The sequence below is a fragment of the Actinomyces sp. oral taxon 180 str. F0310 genome (assembly GCF_000185285.1).
In the GTDB taxonomy this organism is placed as follows: Bacteria; Actinomycetota; Actinomycetes; order Actinomycetales; family Actinomycetaceae; genus Pauljensenia.
Window position 1 is genome coordinate 848747 of record NZ_GL622194.1, and the last position, 18028, is coordinate 866774.

Annotated in this window: 18 protein-coding genes; 9 read left to right on the forward strand and 9 right to left on the reverse strand. The window is 69.1% G+C overall.

The annotated features are described in order from the left end of the window. Positions 1 to 56: 56 nt before the first annotated feature. The 3 genes from HMPREF9006_RS11075 to HMPREF9006_RS03680 all read right to left on the reverse strand — a co-directional run bounded on the left by HMPREF9006_RS11075 (position 57) and on the right by HMPREF9006_RS03680 (position 1333). Complete coding sequence (locus tag HMPREF9006_RS11075; protein ID WP_370465157.1) at positions 57 to 131, reverse strand: 50S ribosomal protein bL37; 75 nt, start codon at positions 129 to 131, stop codon at positions 57 to 59. Positions 132 to 404: 273 nt separating this feature from the next. Beyond that, on the reverse strand, positions 405 to 704 hold the full coding sequence (locus HMPREF9006_RS03675) for an anti-sigma factor RshA (RefSeq protein ID WP_009212196.1): 300 nt from the start codon (positions 702 to 704) through the stop codon (positions 405 to 407). Continuing rightward, positions 701 to 1333, reverse strand: coding sequence for a sigma-70 family RNA polymerase sigma factor (locus HMPREF9006_RS03680; RefSeq protein ID WP_034231035.1), 633 nt, complete (start codon positions 1331 to 1333; stop codon positions 701 to 703). The genes HMPREF9006_RS03675 and HMPREF9006_RS03680 overlap by 4 nt, the downstream gene beginning before the upstream one ends. Before the next feature lie 197 nt (positions 1334 to 1530). On the opposite strand from HMPREF9006_RS03680, the gene HMPREF9006_RS03685 reads away from it, so the two are divergent. The 4 genes from HMPREF9006_RS03685 to HMPREF9006_RS03700 all read left to right on the forward strand — a co-directional run bounded on the left by HMPREF9006_RS03685 (position 1531) and on the right by HMPREF9006_RS03700 (position 5097). After that, positions 1531 to 2058, forward strand: a complete 528-nt coding sequence (locus HMPREF9006_RS03685; RefSeq protein ID WP_009212198.1) for a DoxX family membrane protein — start codon at positions 1531 to 1533, stop codon at positions 2056 to 2058. Between the two features lie 38 nt (positions 2059 to 2096). Then, positions 2097 to 3410 carry a 3-phosphoshikimate 1-carboxyvinyltransferase gene (gene aroA, locus HMPREF9006_RS03690; protein ID WP_050786725.1) on the forward strand — a complete coding sequence of 438 codons (1314 nt, stop codon included), beginning with the start codon at positions 2097 to 2099 and terminating at the stop codon, positions 3408 to 3410. After that, positions 3410 to 4495 carry a ribosome small subunit-dependent GTPase A gene (rsgA, locus tag HMPREF9006_RS03695; RefSeq protein WP_009212200.1) on the forward strand — a complete coding sequence of 362 codons (1086 nt, stop codon included), beginning with the start codon at positions 3410 to 3412 and terminating at the stop codon, positions 4493 to 4495. The genes aroA and rsgA overlap by 1 nt, the downstream gene beginning before the upstream one ends. A 149-nt stretch (positions 4496 to 4644) precedes the next feature. Continuing rightward, the gene (locus HMPREF9006_RS03700) at positions 4645 to 5097 is read left to right on the forward strand and encodes a hypothetical protein (RefSeq protein WP_034232055.1); all 453 of its coding nucleotides are present in this window, start codon (positions 4645 to 4647) and stop codon (positions 5095 to 5097) included. Between the two features lie 167 nt (positions 5098 to 5264). Here the strand turns inward: HMPREF9006_RS03700 and HMPREF9006_RS03705 are convergent, their stop codons facing one another. Beyond that, complete coding sequence (locus HMPREF9006_RS03705) at positions 5265 to 5993, reverse strand: glutamine amidotransferase-related protein (protein WP_034231037.1); 729 nt, start codon at positions 5991 to 5993, stop codon at positions 5265 to 5267. Between the two features lie 156 nt (positions 5994 to 6149). On the opposite strand from HMPREF9006_RS03705, the gene HMPREF9006_RS03710 reads away from it, so the two are divergent. Continuing rightward, a complete protein-coding gene (locus HMPREF9006_RS03710) occupies positions 6150 to 7355 on the forward strand; it encodes an exonuclease SbcCD subunit D (protein WP_009212203.1) in 1206 nt (401 codons plus the stop codon). Beyond that, positions 7352 to 10447, forward strand: a complete 3096-nt coding sequence (locus HMPREF9006_RS03715; protein ID WP_009212204.1) for an AAA family ATPase — start codon at positions 7352 to 7354, stop codon at positions 10445 to 10447. The genes HMPREF9006_RS03710 and HMPREF9006_RS03715 overlap by 4 nt, the downstream gene beginning before the upstream one ends. A gap of 28 nt (positions 10448 to 10475) precedes the next feature. Here HMPREF9006_RS03715 and HMPREF9006_RS03720 read toward each other — a convergent pair whose 3' ends face one another. From HMPREF9006_RS03720 to HMPREF9006_RS03730, 3 genes are read right to left on the reverse strand one after another with little or no spacing between them, the layout of a single operon-like run. Next, complete coding sequence (locus tag HMPREF9006_RS03720) at positions 10476 to 10943, reverse strand: DUF6912 family protein (protein WP_009212205.1); 468 nt, start codon at positions 10941 to 10943, stop codon at positions 10476 to 10478. Positions 10944 to 10945: 2 nt separating this feature from the next. Next, complete coding sequence (locus HMPREF9006_RS03725; RefSeq protein ID WP_009212206.1) at positions 10946 to 12130, reverse strand: AAA family ATPase; 1185 nt, start codon at positions 12128 to 12130, stop codon at positions 10946 to 10948. Next, a complete protein-coding gene (locus HMPREF9006_RS03730; RefSeq protein ID WP_232209819.1) occupies positions 12127 to 12765 on the reverse strand; it encodes an SAF domain-containing protein in 639 nt (212 codons plus the stop codon). The genes HMPREF9006_RS03725 and HMPREF9006_RS03730 overlap by 4 nt, the downstream gene beginning before the upstream one ends. 145 nt (positions 12766 to 12910) lie before the next feature. Here HMPREF9006_RS03730 and HMPREF9006_RS03735 point away from each other — a divergent pair, with 145 nt between their 5' ends. Further along, a complete protein-coding gene (locus HMPREF9006_RS03735; protein ID WP_009212208.1) occupies positions 12911 to 13123 on the forward strand; it encodes a helix-turn-helix domain-containing protein in 213 nt (70 codons plus the stop codon). Here HMPREF9006_RS03735 and HMPREF9006_RS03740 read toward each other — a convergent pair. Next, positions 13120 to 13683: a hypothetical protein gene (locus HMPREF9006_RS03740; RefSeq protein WP_009212209.1), complete on the reverse strand. Its 564-nt coding sequence runs from the start codon at positions 13681 to 13683 to the stop codon at positions 13120 to 13122. The two genes, HMPREF9006_RS03735 and HMPREF9006_RS03740, sit on opposite strands and share 4 nt — an antisense overlap. A gap of 136 nt (positions 13684 to 13819) precedes the next feature. On the opposite strand from HMPREF9006_RS03740, the gene HMPREF9006_RS03745 reads away from it, so the two are divergent. After that, a complete protein-coding gene (locus HMPREF9006_RS03745) occupies positions 13820 to 14524 on the forward strand; it encodes a LysM peptidoglycan-binding domain-containing protein (RefSeq protein ID WP_009212210.1) in 705 nt (234 codons plus the stop codon). After that, entirely contained in the window at positions 14521 to 15012 is a 492-nt protein-coding gene (locus HMPREF9006_RS10705) for an Rv3235 family protein (protein WP_193389670.1), read from the forward strand. Before HMPREF9006_RS03745 ends, HMPREF9006_RS10705 begins: the two co-directional genes overlap by 4 nt. Positions 15013 to 15102: 90 nt before the next feature. Here HMPREF9006_RS10705 and secA read toward each other — a convergent pair whose 3' ends face one another. Then, the gene (gene secA, locus HMPREF9006_RS03755; protein ID WP_009212212.1) at positions 15103 to 17934 is read right to left on the reverse strand and encodes a preprotein translocase subunit SecA; all 2832 of its coding nucleotides are present in this window, start codon (positions 17932 to 17934) and stop codon (positions 15103 to 15105) included. Positions 17935 to 18028: the final 94 nt, after the last annotated feature.

Consider the following 18028-nt stretch of genomic DNA (forward strand, 5'->3'; position numbering starts at 1 on the left):
GCGGGGTATACACAGCGCGCCCGGACCGACCGGTCCGGGCGCGCAACGCAATCGGCTCAGGCGTTAGGACGCTTGCCGTGGTTCGCGCCGTTCTTACGACGATCGCGACGCTTACGACCCCGCTTCGACATGTCATACTCCTTGGGTTGTTGTCTAGACTGAAGCATTTTTGCACACATTTTCCCAAAGCACCAAGGCACACCGCCTCCTCGGCGACGAAGTTCACCGCGAGAAGGACCCGTGGCACCGCCTCGGCCCCGAAAGCTCCCGGAGAAAAACGCGGGCACGCGGCGCTGCCCCTCCCGGGGTGCGGGAGGCGCAGGACGCCACGGCGCATGCCCCCGCCTCCTGGGTGCGCAGCCTAAACGATCCGGCAATGCGTGCGGCGTCCGGGCCTCTGGGCGTCAGTGCCAGGCCACGGACACGGTGGTGAGGGAGGCGACGATGCGGGCGCGCAGCTGGGGCGGGGCTTCCTCTGCCTCGAAGCAGTCGCGCAGCACGACCCTCAGGTGGCGTTCGGCGTCGAGGGCGTCGGCGCAGTGCGGGCAGGATGCCACGTGTGCGCGCATGAGGGCGCGGGCGCGGGCATCGGGGCCGGGGACCGCCCCCTGGTCAATGAGGGTGGTGCGCTGGTCGCACTCTTCGCAGTCGATGAGGGTATACAGGGCGTCAAGGACCTGCTGGCAGGTCACGGTCGCGTTCACTTCGCCCCTCCGATTCCGTATTCCGCGGCGACGTCAGCCAGGGAGGCGCGCAGGTTCTTGCGTGCCCTGTTGAGGCGGCTCATGACGGTCCCCATGGGAACTCCTAGTTCTTCGGCGATTTCCTTGTAGCTCATCCCTTCAACGTCGGCCATGAGGACAACCATCCGGTGTTCCTCGGACAGCGAATCGAGTGCCTCGCGCAGCTGCGTGGAGGGCAGCGCCTCGAGGGCTTCGACTTCCGCCGACTTCAAGCCCGACTCAGCGTGGGAGGCGGCCTCGGCCAGCTGCCAGTCTTCGACCGTGTCGGTGGAGGCCCGCTTGGGGGAGCGCTGGGCTTTGCGGTAGCCGGTGATGTAGGTGTTCGTAAGGATCCGATAGAGCCATGCCTTGATGTTTGTTCCCGGCTTGTACTGGTGGAACTTCTGGTAGGCCTTCAGGTAGGTCTCCTGGACCAGGTCCTCGGCGTCGGCTCGGTTGCGCGTCATGCCGAGCGCCGCCCCGAAGAGCTGGTTCATGAGGGGCATGGCCTCGTCCATGAAGCGTGCCTGGAGCTGGGCGTCGTCCTCGGTTGACGAGGCAGGAGCCTGGGTGGTCGCCGCTGGCGTCGGAGCGTGGGTCGTCGTGTCCATCGCCTCCCAGCGTAGCCTCGTGGGCATGCGGTGGGTATTGGGAGGATGACGAGGCGATCATACTGAGGGGAACGCCTCACGAGGCACTTTATTCCACAACCACCATGAGTGTGCGTTGCAACACTTTATGCTCGTTGGATGGGGCGAGTGTGGCCATTCGGCTTCCGGAAGGCGGCGCGGTGACGAACAATAGGGGTATGAATATGCTGCGTGTCATCGCCCGTCCCCTGCTCGCCGCCCCGTTCATCGCAGACGGGGTCGATGCTCTCACGCATCCCCGCCATCACGTGGAGCGCGCCGCGGGCGTCCGCCCGCTGCTCGACAAGGCGACCGACGCTGCGGGCCTGGAGCCCCTGACGGATGACCAGTTGGCCGTGGCGACCCGCGTGGCGGGCGCGGTGACGCTGTTTGCCGGACTGCGTTTCGCGATCGGACGTCACCCGAGGCGCAGCGCGCTGACCCTGGCCGCCATTGGCGCACCGATGGCGCTCGTGGGTGCCCCCATCTGGGGCGGCACGGGTCACCTGACGAAGGAGCAGATCAAGCGCCGCCGCTACCGCACCCTGTACAAGCTGGGCGTCACCGGCGGCGTCCTGATCGCGTCGACCGACCGGGTGGGTCAGCCCTCCGCGTCGGTCGCTCGGGCGCTTCGCCGCGACCAGCGCCGGGCGGTTGCCGCCGCCGAGGCGGCTGTCACCGCGCGCCTGAGCGGCACCGCTTCGTGACCGCCTCCCCGTGGCGGGCGCCGGTCGCCGACTCGCCCGTGGATGCAACGGTCGCGATTCCCGGTTCGAAGTCCATCACCGCGCGCGCCCTCTACCTGGCCGCCGTCGGCGAGGCCCCCTCCCTGGTGACGGGGGCGCTGGAAGCGCGCGACACGCGCCTGTTCGCGGACGCGCTTGAGGTGATGGGCGCGCGCATCGAAGACGCGGGCGACGGGGCGCTGCGCGTCACGCCGATGTCGCTTCCTCCTCGCGGCGGGCGCATCGAGTGCGGCCTGGCGGGGACCGTCATGCGGTTCCTGCCTCCCCTGGCCGCCCTGTCAGCGGAGGAGACTCTCTTCGACGGGGACAAGCAGGCGTATGCGCGCCCCCTGGGTCCCCTCCTGGATGCGCTCGTCCGGATGGGCGCGTCGGTCACCTACCATGGGGAGCGCGGGCACCTGCCCTTCTCTATCCGGGGGCCGCTGCGCACGCCTCTGGGCGCACAGGCCTGGGTGGATGCGTCTTCCTCCTCGCAGTTCCTCTCGGCACTCCTGCTCGTCTCTCCCCTCGTCGGAGACCCTCTCTTCGTGTCGGCTCCGGGTCCTGTGCCCTCGATGCCGCACGTGGAGATGACGCTGGCTTCCCTGGCGGGCGCGGGCATCGACCTGGAGGTCGTGGACGAGGCACAAGCGGACCTGTCGACCTGGCACGTGTTCCCGTCTCGGCCCCGAGGCGGCGAGATCGTGGTGGAACCGGACCTGTCCAACGCCGGGCCCTTCCTGGCCGCCGCGATGATCACGGGCGGTCGCGTGCGGATCCCGGCGTGGCCGGGGGCGACCACCCAGGCGGGCGACGCCTGGCGGGCGCTGCTGGGCCACATGGGCGCGACCATCACCCTGGACGAGGAGGGCCTGACCCTCACGGGTCCGGGCGCCGGAAACTACCCGGGCATCAAGGCGACCATGGCCGAGGTCGGAGAGCTCACCCCCACCCTGGCCGCGATCTGCGCCTACGCCTCCACGCCCTCGCACCTGAGCGGCATCGCGCACCTGCGCGGCCACGAGACCGACCGCCTGGCGGCGCTGGTTGCTGAGATCAACCGTGCGGGCGGGCAGGCCGAAGAGACCGAGGACGGCCTCGTCATCACGCCGCGCCCGCTCCACGCCGCGCAGATTCGTTCCTACGCGGACCATCGCATGGCGACGTTCGGCGCAATCCTGGGCCTCATCACCCCCGGCATCACGGTTGACGACATCACGTGTACCTCCAAGACGCTGCCCGGCTTCGCGGCCATGTGGGACTCCCTCCTGAGCGCCGACGGAACCGGGACCGCCCGGGACACGCGGGCCTCGTCGCCCCTGGAGGAGAAGTGATGGCGCGCCGAGACACGGGTACCGACGACCCGCGCGTGCGGGTGCGCGCGGGCAAGGGGTCGCGCCCGCGCTCCAAGGACCGGCCCGACTGGTCCTCCAAGCCTCTGGGCCGCGTCGTCGGGATCGACCGGGGGCGCTACCAGGTGAGCCTGGAAGCGGACGGCACCCGGGTGGTCGCGGTGCGCGCCCGGGAACTGGGGCGAGGCGCGGTCATCATGGGTGACCGGGTTCGCCTCACGGGAGACCTGAGCGGGCGCGCGGACACGCTCGCGCGCATCGTCGCGGTCGAGGAACGTTCCTCGGTGCTGCGCCGTTCCCTCGAGGACGCACCCGATCAGCGCGGGGAGAAGGCGATCGTGGCGAACGCGGACATGATGTGCATCGTCGTGGCGCTGGCGGATCCGCCGCCGCGCACCGGCATGATCGACCGCTGCCTGGTCGCCGCCTACGAGGCGGGCCTCTCCCCCGTCCTCGTGCTGACGAAGGCGGACCTGGCCAGCGCCGACGAGCTGATCGCCGCCTACGAGGACTTCGACGTGCGCGTGGTGCTCACGAGCGCCGAGGCCGGGGAGGCCGACCCGGGCGTCGCCGAGCTGCGGATCCTCCTGGCCGGCCACTGGTCGGTGCTGGTGGGACACTCCGGGGTCGGCAAGTCGACGCTCATCAACCTGCTGGTTCCGGGAGCCGACCGCGCGACGGGGCACGTGAACGAGGTGACGGGGCGCGGACGCCACACGTCGACCTCGTCCGAGGCCTTCGAGTTGGACGGGGGCGGCTGGATCGTGGATACGCCCGGCGTGCGTTCCTTCGGCCTGGGGCACGTGAGCGTCGCCGACGTGCTGGGGGTCTTCCCGGACGTCGCCGGCGCCGCCGCCTGGTGTCTGCCCCTGTGCTCGCACGCCACCTCCGAGCCCTCGTGCGCGCTTGACACCTACGCGCGCGCCACCGGGCCTTTCGCACTCGACGAGGCCGGGGGCGGGGACGCGGATCAGGTGCGGCAAGGGCGCGCCTCCCGGGTGGCGTCGGTGCGCAGGCTCCTGGAGGCGGTGGCGACCGCCGAGGCGGCGAGCAGGGCAGCGCGATAACCCATTATCAGCTTCGCAAGACTGTTACAAACGATAAGAATGTAATGTAACATATTTCACCAATAGGAATGCTTGACAGGTCACCAGGCCAGTCAATAATAGAAATGTAGCGACGGTCGCTATCTCTGGTTCACAAGGTCGTGATCGCTGTGTCCACCATTGAGCAGAGCCTTATCGGCAACGCTGCAGGGCTTTCGCGGGTCGACAAGGTCCTCCGCTACTTCTTCTTCGCACTGTTGATCGGCACAGCCGTCTACTCGATCGGCGGAACCTTCTTCGGGAGGGACAACCGCCTGAGTGACTACGGGGTCGCCTGCGCCGCGGCCCTCCTCGCTGTCTCCGCCCCTGGCTATTCGCGTCAGATTCCGGGTGCACGCCGGGCGCTTCGGGCCTGCGAGTGGGCGGTGATGGGCTGTTCCCTCGTATGCACCGCCGCTGTCATCGTCGGTGATATCACGGACAGGGGCATCGACCCCGAACCCTACAACATGCCGTGGAACGTCGCGGTGGGCGCCATGTTCGTTGCCCTCTGTTTCTTCGTGGTGCTCTTCATCGCAAAAGACCGCGCTCGCAGGCGCGGACCGATCCACCCAGCCGGATAGCCTCACACCTTCACATCGTCGCCGACAGCGGCCACGTCTCACCCCTGTTTGAGACGTGGCCGCGTCGCGGCGCGCCCCGCTAGAGTCGGGGCCCATGTCGAATCCCGAAGACTCCCCCACGCACCGTAACCGCACCGCGGAGCGCAGCCCCGTCCGCCGGGCCGCGCTCAGCGCTGGAAGCGGCGCACGAAGTTTCGCAGGATCAGGCGCGAGGGGTCCGTGTCCACGGTGGCGACCTGGGCGCGGATCGCCTCGGCCTTCTCGGCCGGATAGTAGCGGTCGGCGTACTGATCGATGCGGATGGTCACGCCCTCCAGGTCCATCTCGGGGTGGAACTGGGTCGCCCAGGCGGCCTCGCCGACGCGCACCATCTGGATGGGGGTGGCCTCCCCCGCCAGGAGCACCTGCATGCCGGGCGCGAGCTCGCGTACGGCCTCGTGGTGACCCACGTAGGCGTGGAAGCGGTCGGGGGTGCCCTCCAGGAGGGGGTCCTCGCGCCCCGCGTCGGTCTTCGTCAGCGCGATGCCGCTGATCTCCTCGCCGTGGTGGGTGTCGAGGACACCGCCCAGGTGCAGGGTGAGGGTCCCCAGGCCGTAGCACAGGCCCAGGATCGGGAAGGATTCGGCCAGGGCTCGGTCGTAGAAGGAACGCAGCCATGCCTCGGCGCGCACCTGCCGCGCTTCCTTGAGGCGATCATCGGCGCCCGCGTCCCACGGGGATCCGCACACGAAGGCACCGGAGTAGTCCGATAGGTCCAGCTCCGGCAGGTCCCGCTCGATGCGCACCCGGCGCACGCCTTCCTCCGACAGGCCACAGAATCGCGGAAGGTCGGCGCTCTCCGAACTCAGGACGGGGCCGTCATCGCGCGAGGTCAGCATCAGGAAGGGCTTCGTCATGCTCCCCATGCTATCGGCTGGCACCGGGCTCGCACCGGGTGTCCACGTTCCAAGCCTGCGTGACACCACCGGGCCTCCGGACGCGCGAGGCCGCCGGAGTTCCCCCGCTCCCACGCGCGGGACGCAGATGTGGGCGCTCTCTGCCACACTGGGGTCATGTTGATTCTGCACACCTCCGACTGGCACCTGGGGCGCACCCTGCACGGCGCGCCCCTGGGGGACAGCGCGGACGCGTTCATCGACTGGCTGGTGGCCCTCGTCCGAGAGCGCGGCGTCGACGCCGTCTTGATCTCGGGCGACGTCTTCGATCGGGCGGTGCCGCCCGTCGACGCGCTGGCGCGGATGCGTCGGGCGCTGCGCGAGCTGACGGCCATCACCACTGTGATCCTGACGTCGGGCAACCACGACGGGGCGGCGCGCCTGGGACTCTTCGCGGACATGCTCTCCCCGTCGCTGCACGTGGTCACCGACCCCGAGGCCATCGGCAGCGCCGTCGAGGCCGGGGGCGCGCTCGTGTATCCGATGCCCTACCTGGAGCCGGACCTGGTCCGCCAGGTGCTCTCCGACCTGGAGCCCGACGGAGAGTCGGGCGCCGCACGCCCTCTTCCACGCTCGCACCAGGCGGTGCTGGCTGCGGCTCTGCGTCGCATCCGCCGGGACCTATCGGCCCGGCGCGAGGCGGGCGATCAACGCCCCGCGATTGCCATGCCGCACGCGTTTGTGACGGGCGCGCATCCCTCAGATTCGGAGCGCGACATACAGGTTGGTGGTGTTCCCTCGGTGTCCGCCGACCTTTTCGACACGCTCGGGGGCGAGGCCCCCCTTGCCCACGGCTTGGACTACGTTGCGGCCGGGCACCTGCACCGCCCGCAGGACGTCGCCGGCGCCCACGTCCCGATCCGCTACTCGGGTTCCCCCATCGCGTATTCCTTCTCCGAGGCAGGCTCTCCCAAGTCCGTGACCCTCGTGAGGACCGACGACACGGACGTCGCGGGCATCGACGTGGTGCCGATCCCGACGCTGCGCGGCATCACCGTGCTTGAGGGGACCATGGACGAGCTGCTCGCGGCCCCCGACAAGGAGACCACGGCCTCGTACGTGTCGGTCACGGTCACGGACGACGCGCGCCCCGAGCGCATGGTGGCGCGCATCCGCGAGGTCTACCCCTTCGCGCTCGTCGTCGTTCACCGTCCCTCGCAGGCTCCTTCCCTCGATCCGGCGCGGGCCTTAGCGGCCTCCCGTGACCCTCGCGAGGTCACGGAGGAGTTCTACGAGGCCGTGGGGGGTCGCCCGCTGGATGCCCAGGAGCGCGCGCTCGCCCAGGACGTGTGGGCTGCTCTTCGCCGAAAGGATGCGTCGTGAAGATCCGCTGGCTGCGTATCACGGGAATCGGCCCCTTCGCGGGCACTCACAGGGTCGATTTCTCGGCCTTCGAGGACTCGGGGCTCTTCCTGCTGGATGGTCCCACGGGGTCGGGCAAGTCCACGCTGATCGACGCGATCACCTTCGCCCTGTACGGGGACGTGGCGCGCACGAAGGACGCGTCGAAGGATCGCCTGCGCTCGAACCACATCGGAGATGAGGACCCCTCGGAGGCGGACCTCGTGTTCGAGGTCGGCTCCGGAATTTACCGGGTGAGCCGCACCCCCGCCTACACGCCGATCGGCAAGAAGTCACAGCGCAATTCCCGCGCCTCCCTCACGCGCGTCGTGGAGGATCCGAGTGCGCCCGACGGGTGGCGCACCGTCGAGGCGATCGCGTCGGGACCGCGCGACGTCGGCTACGAGATTCCCCGAGTCGTCGGGCTGGACAAGGACCAGTTCCTACAGACGATTGTGCTCCCGCAGGGGAAGTTCTCCCAGTTCCTGACCTCCACGTCGGATGCTCGCGAGCAGATCCTGCGCGACATCTTCGACACGCAGATCTACGTCGACTTCTCCAAGGCCCTCACCGAGGCGGCGGCGGCGTCCAAGCGCGGCATCGAGGAACGTCGCGTCGCGGCGGTCGGCGCCCTTGAGCAGATGCGCTCGCTCGCCGCTTCGCTCGCGGAGCACGACGGCGAGCGAAGCGGCGAGGAAGCCGCGGGCGCCGCCTCCGAGACGCCCTCGTTGCACGGGCAAGCCGACACGCTCGACGCGAGCGCGCAGGACCCCACCCCCGTGCGGCGCTGGGCGGACCGCGCGTGCCGCGACGCCCGCGCAGCGCACGAACGGGCGCAGGCCGACGCCCTGGACGCCGCGAACCTGGCCCGCGAGGCCGCCCAAGCACTGGATCGGGGCCGGGCATTGGCCGCCGACCAGGCCGAGCACGCGCGCACGACGGCGAGGCTGGAAGAGCTGCGCGGAGCCGAGCCGGAGATCGACGCCCTGCGCTCGCGAACCGCCAACGCCCGCCGGGCGCTCGCCGTCGCGCCCTACGCCTCCTCCGCGGCCTCCGCCGCACGCCGCCTGGAGGAGGCCGCCGACCGGGTTGCGTCCTGCGCCCGAGGCCTCGCCGCCGAGGAGGACATCCCCCTCAGCTCGCAGGATCTCACGCTGGAGGTCGTGGCCGATCTTCTCGCACGCGCTCACGCGTTGAGAGACGAGGCAACGCGCACTCTCGGCGCCCTTGAGGCCACCCTCGTCCAGGAGCGTTCCCTGCCGGGCCTCGCCGAGGAGATTTCCGCGCTGGAGGAGAGTCACCGAGGAGCGCTCGCAGCAGTCGCTACCCTCGAGTCGCAGCGCGATACCCTGCCCGCGGTGATTGAGCGGGCGCAGGCCTCGCTCACGCTCATGCGTTCGGACGCCGACGCCCTGCCCGACAAGCGAGCCGCGCTGCATGCGCTGGACCGGCGCCTCGAGGCTTCGCGGCAGGCCGATCTGCTGCGCGCCGCCCTGCCGGGGGCTTCCGAGGAGCTGCGCGAGGCCACGGCGGGGGCCAAGCTCGCCAACGCCGCCGCAGCCGACGCTCACGACCTGTGGATTGCGCAGAGCGCCTCGGCGATCGCGCGCGAACTGGAGGACGAGGTTCCCTGCCCCGTGTGCGGCTCTCCCGACCACCCCTGCCCTGCTCCTCCGCTTGACGGGGAGATCACGCGCGAGCAGGTCGCCGACCTGGACCGTGCGCGTGATCGGGCCGAGGACGCTCTGCGTGACGCTCGTTCCACCCATCAGGACATGGTGCGCCGCATCGCGCAGCTCAACGAGGCGGCCGCGGGGCCGACAGCTCTGCTGGAGACCCAGCGCGACCAGGCGGCCCTTGAGGTTGCCGCGCTCGACGCGCTCAAGCCCCGAATCGCGAGCCTCGAAGAGGACCTGGCGCAGGTGCGCGAACAGCTCGACGGAATCACGGACGAGCTGACGCGTGCACGCGAAAGGGCGGCCTCCCTGGCTTCCCAGCTGGCAGAGCGCCGATCCGCCCTCGCCCACACCCAGCGCCACGTGGAGGGCGAACGGCAGGGCTTCCCCTCCCTGGAGGCGCGCGCCGCGCACCTCGATCAGCGCGCCCAGCGGGCCGCATCCACGATCGGCGCGTGCTCCGACTGGGATGGCGCCCGGAGAGCACACGACGAGGCTCTCCGTTCCCTCGCACGCGCCCTGGAGTCCCAGGAGCTCGCCTCCGACACGTGGGAGCGCCTCCTCCTGACGCGCGACGAGGTTGACGCGCTCGAGACACGCATCAACGAGCATGAGAAGGAGCTGTACGCGACCCGCGACGCGCTCACCTCCGACAGGCTCGTCCGGGCGGCGGCCTGCCCCGAACCCGACATCGCGGCCCTCGCCGATGCCTCGCAGCGCGCCGGAGACGCCAGCGCCGAGGCCACCCGGCGGGCCGGCAGACTCGAGCAGCATTGCGCGCAGCTTGACGCCGCCCGCGAGAGCCTTGGCGCCTCGCTCGCCGCGCTCGCCGACGCACGCGAGCAGGCCGGTCCGATTCGGCGCCTCGCGGATATCGCGTCGGCGTCGGGGCCAGAAAACCTGGTGTCCACGCCCCTGTCCGCGTGGGTTCTCATCGCGCGTCTGGAGGAGGTTCTCGCGTCCGCCAATCCGCGCCTGGCGGCCATCTCCTCGGGACGCTACGAGTTGGTCGCCGTGCCCGATGACGGCACGACCTCACGCAAATCCGGCCTGGGGCTGGCGGTCATCGACCACGACACGGACTCGGTACGCAGCCCCCGGACCCTGTCGGGTGGGGAGACCTTCTACACCTCCCTCGCCCTGGCCCTCGGCCTCGCGGACGTCGTGTCGGCCGAGGCCGGAGGCGTTGAACTGCGCACAATGTTCATCGACGAGGGCTTCGGGTCCCTCGACTCGCACACGCTCTCGCTGGTGATGGCGCAGCTGCAAGCATTGCGCTGCGCGGGCCGGACGGTCGGGGTGATCTCTCACGTGGAGGAAATGGCCACCCAGATCGCGGATCAGATCCAGGTGCGTCCGCTGGGCGAACACGGTTCGACGCTTCGCGTGCGCGCCTAGCTCGCAGGCGCGAGCGCCCCGGGCGGGGTTATCCGCGGTGCAGGTCCAGGAGGGATGGCCGCTCGGAAGTGTCGAACCACGCCAGCGACGAGTCCCACAGGTCGGCCACGGCGCGGTCGGCCTCTTCCTGGGTGCTCGCGGCCAGCACCGCGCGTGCGGCCGGGGCCGCGTCGGGCAGGTCCGCGAGGATAGCCGCCACGTCCGACCAGGTGTACTCAAAGGCCGGGGCGGCATGGATCCGGCTGCTCAGTTCCCGCCCGGGTTCGAGGACCTCACCGGCGGGCGTATCGACCGCGAGCACGACCCTGGCCGCCCGCGCGTTGGCCTCCCGGGCGAGCTCAAGGGACATGAGGGCGGCCTCAGTGACAGCGTCGTCTTCGAGCACCTCAACGTCGTCGGCGCTCATCGCACCATCGGGCAGGCACAGCACGCAGCCGCGAACGGGGGGCAGCGGGACGGACAGCTCGGACAGGAGGGCAGGAACGTAGACGCGCATGGTCACAGTGTAGGCAACCACTGCCCCACAATCGTCTCCAACGCATCGGTGGCGGCGCAACGGGTTCCGTTTTCTCCCAGTGCCTTGCCCCGCAGGCAGGCTCGCGCAACCCCGGGGTCTTCCGGGACGACGTGGAAGATGCACTCGGGCATGAAGGCGCCGATCGCCGTCTGGAGGGAGGCCAGCGGGCGCGGACCAATCGCGTCGGTGCTGACTCGATTGACGATGATCTCGACGGGCGTGTCACTGTCCTGCTGCTCCCACCAGCGCGCCACGTGGGACAGGCGGTTGATGCCGACGATGTCCCCGCGGGCGACGACGATGATCCGGTCTGCTGCCGCGAGGACGCCCGTGCTCGCGTCGTCCCGGTTGGCTCCGCGCCCGGGCTTGTCCAGGGAGGTGGCGGCGACGTCGATGACGCTGTATCGCGCGCCACGGCGCGCCGCCGCGACGATCGCCGCGATACCGCTGCGGCTGACCTCTCGCCAGCGGTGCGGGGTTGCGAGGCCTGTGATGATGGAGAGGTTGCGGGCACGCTCCAGGCTCGCGGCGGCCACGTCCTGCGGGGTGATCGTCCCGCGCGACGCCGCGCGAGCGAGCACGGAGAGGCCAGAGGCGTGGACGGGAAGTCCGAGCAGGTGCGCGACGGTGGGATTGCCCGTGTCGGCATCCACGAGGAGGGTGGGAGCAGTGCGGGCGAGAATCGTGGCGATTCCGGCCGCGAGCGTCGTGCGTCCGGGTGCTCCCGACGTGCCCCACACGGCCAGCACCGATCCCGGGGGCGAGGGAGGGCGCGCCGGAGCCGGCGGGCAGGTCGGCGCAGCGGACACGCGCGGGGTCTTCGTCGCCGCGATGAGGGAGTTGACGACCTGCTCGGGGCTTCCGGGAGCCGCAACCGAGGCGACCCCCAGCGCGCTCAGCCTGGCTCGGTCGCCGTGTGGGGCCAGGGCTATCACCGACATGCCGGATTCGCGTAGGGACTGAATGGCCTCGGCGGTCAGGTCCGGATCGGCGCCGTCGACGACGGCGAGGTCGGCGACTCCGGCGCGCGCCGCCGCGATCACCTCCGCGAGGTCGGCGCAGCGCCGGACGATGGCGAGCGTGTCCGAGCGGGCTTGGATCGCCTGGATGATGGGGGCTTCGTATCGCTGGTCGACCAGGAGCGCGACCCCGTGGATGGTGCTCACGGCGACCCAACCGGGACGGCCGCCAGGGAGTCGGCGGAGGTCTGAGCAGCGAGGAGGGCCGGAACCGAGCCAGCGTCGGCCAGGATCTCGATGCGTTGTCCCCGGCGCGCCTGGGAGGACGAGGCATCCATGACGCGCACGAAGGTGAAGGTTCCCTCGATCTCCCGCGCTTGGTTGTCGGCTTGGTTCGGGCTACGGGTGGGGGTCGCCCACAGCCGCAGCCGCGTCCCATCGGCGACGCCGTCGGGGAGGCCCGCGCTGACCGTGACGGCGACTCGGAGCACGGAGGCCTCGGTCCCATTCCCGTCCGCGTCGGCGAGGTCCTCACGCATGATGAGCTGACCGGGAGTCAGCACGCGCGCCGCTCGGCTTCCCGCGGGGACCTCGGAGCTGGGAGCGTAGACGGAGGGGTTGACGCGCAGGACGACCTCTTTGACGTTGTCTGCGGTGATGGCCTCGCCGGGAGCGATGGTGGTCGTCACCGAGTAGACGCGGCTCCCTCCCCGAAGGAGGCCGCTGAGGGCACTAAAGGCGATGACGGACGCGACGACGAGGACCACTCCGACGACGAATCGGCGGTCGATCTTCCCGGGGATGCGCGTCGGAATCGACACTGATGCGGAGACGCGTTTCACTCTTCTATGATGCACGCTCGATCGAAAAAACGGAAGGTTGTTGAATATCCATTGTAATCAACCGCCCGTATCGATTGAATCACACGCCAAAAATTGTCGACTCAAACCAAACAAACAGAACGAGGCCAACTGATATCATGTTGTCATGGCAACACGATTCCTCACTCTCGCTGACGTCGCCGAGACCCTGAATCTCACCATGTCAGCCACCCGCGCCCTCGTTTCCTCCGGCGAACTGCCCGCAATCCAGGTGGGCGGCAAGCACGTATGGAGGATCGAAGAGTCCGTCCTGGAGCAGTTCATCCAGGACCAGTACGTGGCCACGCGCGAGCGCCAGAAGGCCGAACGCGCCCACTAGTCGCACGACCAGCGCTGGCCAAGAACACGGAGTCGACGAAGCCCCGCGAGCGCCAGCGAGATGACCACCTCGCGATGGTCGTCGCGCCCGTCATCGCTGAGCGACCCCCCATCGAGGATCAGATCAACGTGGTCGGCAAAGACCGCGTCAATCACCCCCCGATGGTCCCCGGCGTCGGACTCGATGACGACGCCGACTCCGCACGCCCCAAGTTCGCGCAGGACGTGCCCGACGCCCACGCCCGCGCGCACGCCCCCTTCGCGGACCGCGCTGCGCCCGAGCGGCCACGCACCGACGATGGCCGCATGCATCACGAGGCTGTCCCCCTCGCCACCGCGGACCAGAATCCACGTCCGCGTCGAGTCGAGGATCGTTCCGGTAACGACGCCGCCTCCGCGCAGCATGAGGGTGACGGAACCATCGGATCCGGCAAGCCTCGCCGACAGGGTGACCGAGGCTCGTTCAGCATCGGTGAGCTCGTCGATAAGGTCCTCGAGTTCGCGCTCGCGAGCCTCGTCGAATCGCGCTTCGAGTTCGGCAAGGAATCCTGACATGTCCATGTTCCTACGATGCCACACTCACCACCGCGACCGGGCCATATCACATTAAGAGATACAAACTGTAATGGATTGACATTGACAGTTGCATCGGTCATAGTTGTCCTATCGAATCCGTCCACTCGATGAAGAGTTCACCATGACACACGATTCACCCCATCGATTCAGCCAGCCGCAGCTCAGCGACGCGTTCCTGTGGCTCGTCGGTGCGCCGCTTGCCATTCTCGACGCCCTCTACCTGATTCACCTCGCTCCCCCACTCTCCCGGGCGCAACCCGAGGCGCTCGCGATCTGGGTCCTCGGGCTCGGAGCGCTCGCCCTCCTGGCGTGGAGCCTGGCGTGTTCGGCGTGCGCCCACCTCGCACTCCTGCGTATCGCCCCGCCCGCCCTGCGCCGGGCGGCGCATTCGCTCGTTCGACGCTTCGGCACGGGACTGTCGCGTTCGCTGCTGGCCAGGGCGGGGGCCAGCGCACTCATCGGATCCTCCCTCGTGGCCGTCGCTCCCTTCGCCGCCCTCGCGACGCCGCTTGAGACAGCGACCGGCGTCTCGCTGACGTGGGCCGACGCGCCGGGCGCCGCCGACGGCGCCACGCCCTCGCCAGCGGAGTCCACGGGCGGCGACCACGGGGCACCCGCCGCCCCCTCCCCCAACGCTGCGACTCAGGTCACGGTCGCGCCGGGAGACTCCCTCTGGTCGATTGCCTCCGCGTTGAGCCCGGGCGCAGACGATGCTCGCATCACCGAGGCATGGCACGCGATCCACGCCGAGAACGCGGCGAGCATAGCAGACCCCTCACTCATTTACCCCGGCCAACGCCTCACCATCCCCCAGGACTTGCCATGAGCACGCAGATCGCTCCCCGGCCACGGACGACCCGGCAACCGTCGCGTCGCCCCGTCACCGGCCCATCCCCCTCCCGTCCCACTCCCGTCTCGCCCTTCCGTTTTGGGCGCGACTCGTGCCTGCCCGCCACCGTGCGAGACGTATCGGAGCAGGTCCGCGATCCCCTTGGCCTCCGCGCCGAGCTGCCGGATCCGGGCGCCTGGGCGGCCACCCTCGCGCGCGCCATCGTCGAGGTCGTCACGGGCGCGAGGCAGGCGCAGCAGCTTCGCCGCTGGCTCCTGCCCGAGATCTACGCCGCCCTCGTCGCCGTTCGCCTGAGCCCGTGCGCGCGCGGCACCAACCCCGTCCACGTTCGCACCTGTCCCATTGACGACAGGCGAACGGAGGTGGCCGTGATCGTGGCCACCGCCTCCCGCACCTACGCGCTGGCTCTGCGACTCGAAGAATACCGGGGCCGCTGGATGACGACCGCTCTCGAGCTCGCATAGGACCCCATCCGACCACCTCACCGGACAGGAATGGGTGCACTGACGGGAGTGAGGGGATCGCGTCAGATCCCCTCACTCCCGTGACAACGTTTAGCGGCGGCGACGCTTCTTGGCGGCCCGACGCTCGGCGCGATTACCCTTCGGCGCGCCAGCGGAGGAGTCGCTCCCCTCGGCGGACGAGTAGGTCACGCGAGTCGGCGCCTTCTCCCGGCCCACGTTGCCCATGACGGAGCGGGCGTGAGCGACGGCCTCGCGCGCCGCCTCGGCGGCGGCAGAATCGAGTGCGGCGACCTCTTCGCCGCTGGGCTCGCTGGCCGCGGCCTCAGAGGGGGCGAGTGTCGCATGGGCGATCGACCCGCCAGCCTGCTCCTCGGCGGAGGCCAGCGCGCGTTCGAATTGCTTGGCGAAGCTGAAGACCTGCTGGACCGATTCCTCACGGATGCGCTCCACCATCGCCTGGAACATCTGCGCACCCTCGTCCTTGTACTCGACGAGCGGGTCGCGCTGGCCCATCGCACGCAGGCCGATGCCTTCCTTCAGGTAGTCCATCTCGTACAGGTGCTCACGCCAGAGACGGTCCACCACGGAGATGACGACGCGGCGCTCGAGGGCGCGCATGGGTTCATCCCCCAGCTGGGCCTGCGCCAAGGGATTGGCATTCAGGCGATCCTCGGTGTCGGCGTACACCGCGTGAATGTCTCCGATCAGCTCGTTGACCAGGTCATCGCGAACCAGCGAGGACGCTCCGCCGTGCTCTTCCTGGACTTCCTCGATCGACACCGACGGCGGGTAATAGCCGCGCAGATTCTCCCACAGGGCCGGCAGATCCCACTCGTCAACCGGCTTGTCCGCAATGGCCTCGTCGACCAGACCGGTGACAAGCGACTCCATGAACGAGCGCAGCTGGGGGGCCATGTCCTCGCCCTCCAGGACCTTGCGGCGCTCCCCGTAGATCGTCTCGCGCTGACCCGTCATCACATCGTCGTACTTCAGGACGTTCTTGCGGATCTCGAAGTTGCGTGCTTCGACCTGGTGCTGCGCCGACGCGATCGACCGCGACACCATGCGGTTCTCCAGGGGCATGTCCTCCGGGTAGGCGCCCGAGGCCATGATGCGCTGAGCCATGCCCGAGTTGAACAGGCGCATCAGGTCGTCCTCCATGGACAGGTAGAAGCGGGACTCGCCGGGGTCACCCTGACGTCCGCTACGACCGCGCAGCTGGTTGTCGATGCGCCTCGACTCGTGCCTCTCGGATCCCAGCACGTACAGTCCGCCGAGCTCGCGGACCTCCTCGCGCTCCGCCTCAACCGCTTCCTCCGCGGCCTGGAGCGCCTTGGGCCACGCCTCCCGGTACTCCTCGGCGTTCTCCTTCGGGTCGAGTCCCTCCGCCTCGAGGTTTGCCTGAGCGAGGAACTCGGAGTTTCCTCCCAGCATGATGTCGGTTCCTCGGCCCGCCATGTTGGTGGCGACCGTGACCGCTCCCTTGCGCCCGGCCATGGCGACCACGGCCGCCTCTCGGGCATGCTGCTTGGCGTTGAGGACCTGGTGGGGAATATGCTTCTTCTTCAGCATCTGGGACAGAAGTTCGGACTTCTCCACCGACGCGGTACCGATCAGGACCGGCTGGCCGGCCTCGTGGCGCTTGGCGACGTCCTCGATGATCGCGTTCAGTTTGCCGGCCTCCGTCGGGTAGACAAGGTCGGGCTGGTCCTTGCGGATCATCGGCTTGTTCGTGGGGATCGGGATGACGTCGATCTTGTAGGTCGAGGCGAATTCGGCCGCCTCGGTCTCGGCGGTACCCGTCATGCCCGCACGGGACCCCTCCGGGTACAGACGGAAGTAGTTCTGCAGCGTAATCGTGGCCAGGGTCTGGTTCTCCGCCTTGATCTCGACGCCTTCCTTCGCTTCGATCGCCTGGTGCATGCCGTCGTTGTAGCGTCGGCCCGGCAGGACACGCCCCGTGTGCTCATCGACGATGAGGACCTCGCCGCCGTCCACGATGTAGTCGCGGTCCTTGAAGAAGAGCTCCTTGGCGCGGATCGCGTTGTTGAGGAAGCCGATCAGCGGGGTGTTCGCCGCCTCGTACAGGTTTTCCACGCCCAGCTGGTCCTCGACCTTGTCGATGCCCGGCTCCAAGATGCCGACGGTCTTCTTCTTCTCGTCGACCTCGTAGTCCTCGTCGCGCGTGAGAAGGCGCGCGATGCGGGCAAACTCGACGTACCAGCGGTTCAGGTCCCCGTCCGCGGGGCCGGAAATAATGAGGGGGGTACGGGCCTCGTCGATGAGGATGGAGTCGACCTCATCGACGATCACGAAGGCGTGGCCGCGCTGCACCATGTCCTCGGGGACCTGAGCCATGTTGTCGCGCAGGTAGTCGAAGCCAAACTCGTTGTTGGTGCCGTAGGTGATGTCGCACGCGTACATCTCGCGGCGCTGCGCCGGGGTCTGCCCCACGAGGACACACCCGCAGGTCAGGCCAAGGAAGTTGTAGACACGACTCATCAGGTCGGACTGGTACTTGGCCAGGTAGTCGTTCACCGTCACCACGTGGACGCCCTTGCCGGTGAGCGCACGCAGGTAGGAGGGCATCGTGGCCACCAGCGTCTTCCCCTCGCCGGTCTTCATCTCCGCGATCTTGCCCTGATGCAGGGCGATGCCGCCCATCACCTGGACGTGGAAGGGGCGCATGCGCAGAATGCGCCACGACGCCTCGCGCACGGTCGCGAAGGCCTCGACCAGGAGGTCGTCCAGGGTTTCCCCCTCCTCCAGGCGATCCTTGAACTCCTGTGTTTTGGCCTGCAGCTCCTCGTCCGTCAGTGCCTCGAAGTCCTCCTGCATGGCGTCCACCTGCGAGGCCAGCCGATCCAGCTTGCGCAGCATCCGGCCTTCGCCCGCGCGAAGGATCTTGTCAATAATCGACACGAAAAGCTCCTGACGTCGTGCGCCCGCCCCCTTGTGAGCGGACAGTCAAATCCACCCATCAGTTTACGAACTAACCGCCCAAAGTGAAAACGCC

Bases quoted from the DNA above. Each gene is read 5' to 3' on its own strand.
- HMPREF9006_RS03745 (WP_009212210.1), top strand. From the start codon at position 13,820: ATGACACACGATTCACCCCATCGATTCAGCCAGCCGCAGCTCAGCGAC.
- HMPREF9006_RS03735 (WP_009212208.1), top strand. From the start codon at position 12,911: ATGGCAACACGATTCCTCACTCTCGCTGACGTCGCCGAGACCCTGAAT.
- HMPREF9006_RS10705 (WP_193389670.1), top strand. From the start codon at position 14,521: ATGAGCACGCAGATCGCTCCCCGGCCACGGACGACCCGGCAACCGTCG.
- HMPREF9006_RS03685 (WP_009212198.1), top strand. From the start codon at position 1,531: ATGAATATGCTGCGTGTCATCGCCCGTCCCCTGCTCGCCGCCCCGTTC.
- HMPREF9006_RS03720 (WP_009212205.1), bottom strand. From the start codon at position 10,943: ATGCGCGTCTACGTTCCTGCCCTCCTGTCCGAGCTGTCCGTCCCGCTG.
- HMPREF9006_RS03680 (WP_034231035.1), bottom strand. From the start codon at position 1,333: ATGGACACGACGACCCACGCTCCGACGCCAGCGGCGACCACCCAGGCT.
- HMPREF9006_RS03710 (WP_009212203.1), top strand. From the start codon at position 6,150: ATGTTGATTCTGCACACCTCCGACTGGCACCTGGGGCGCACCCTGCAC.
- HMPREF9006_RS03740 (WP_009212209.1), bottom strand. From the start codon at position 13,683: ATGGACATGTCAGGATTCCTTGCCGAACTCGAAGCGCGATTCGACGAG.
- HMPREF9006_RS03705 (WP_034231037.1), bottom strand. From the start codon at position 5,993: ATGACGAAGCCCTTCCTGATGCTGACCTCGCGCGATGACGGCCCCGTC.
- rsgA (WP_009212200.1), top strand. From the start codon at position 3,410: ATGGCGCGCCGAGACACGGGTACCGACGACCCGCGCGTGCGGGTGCGC.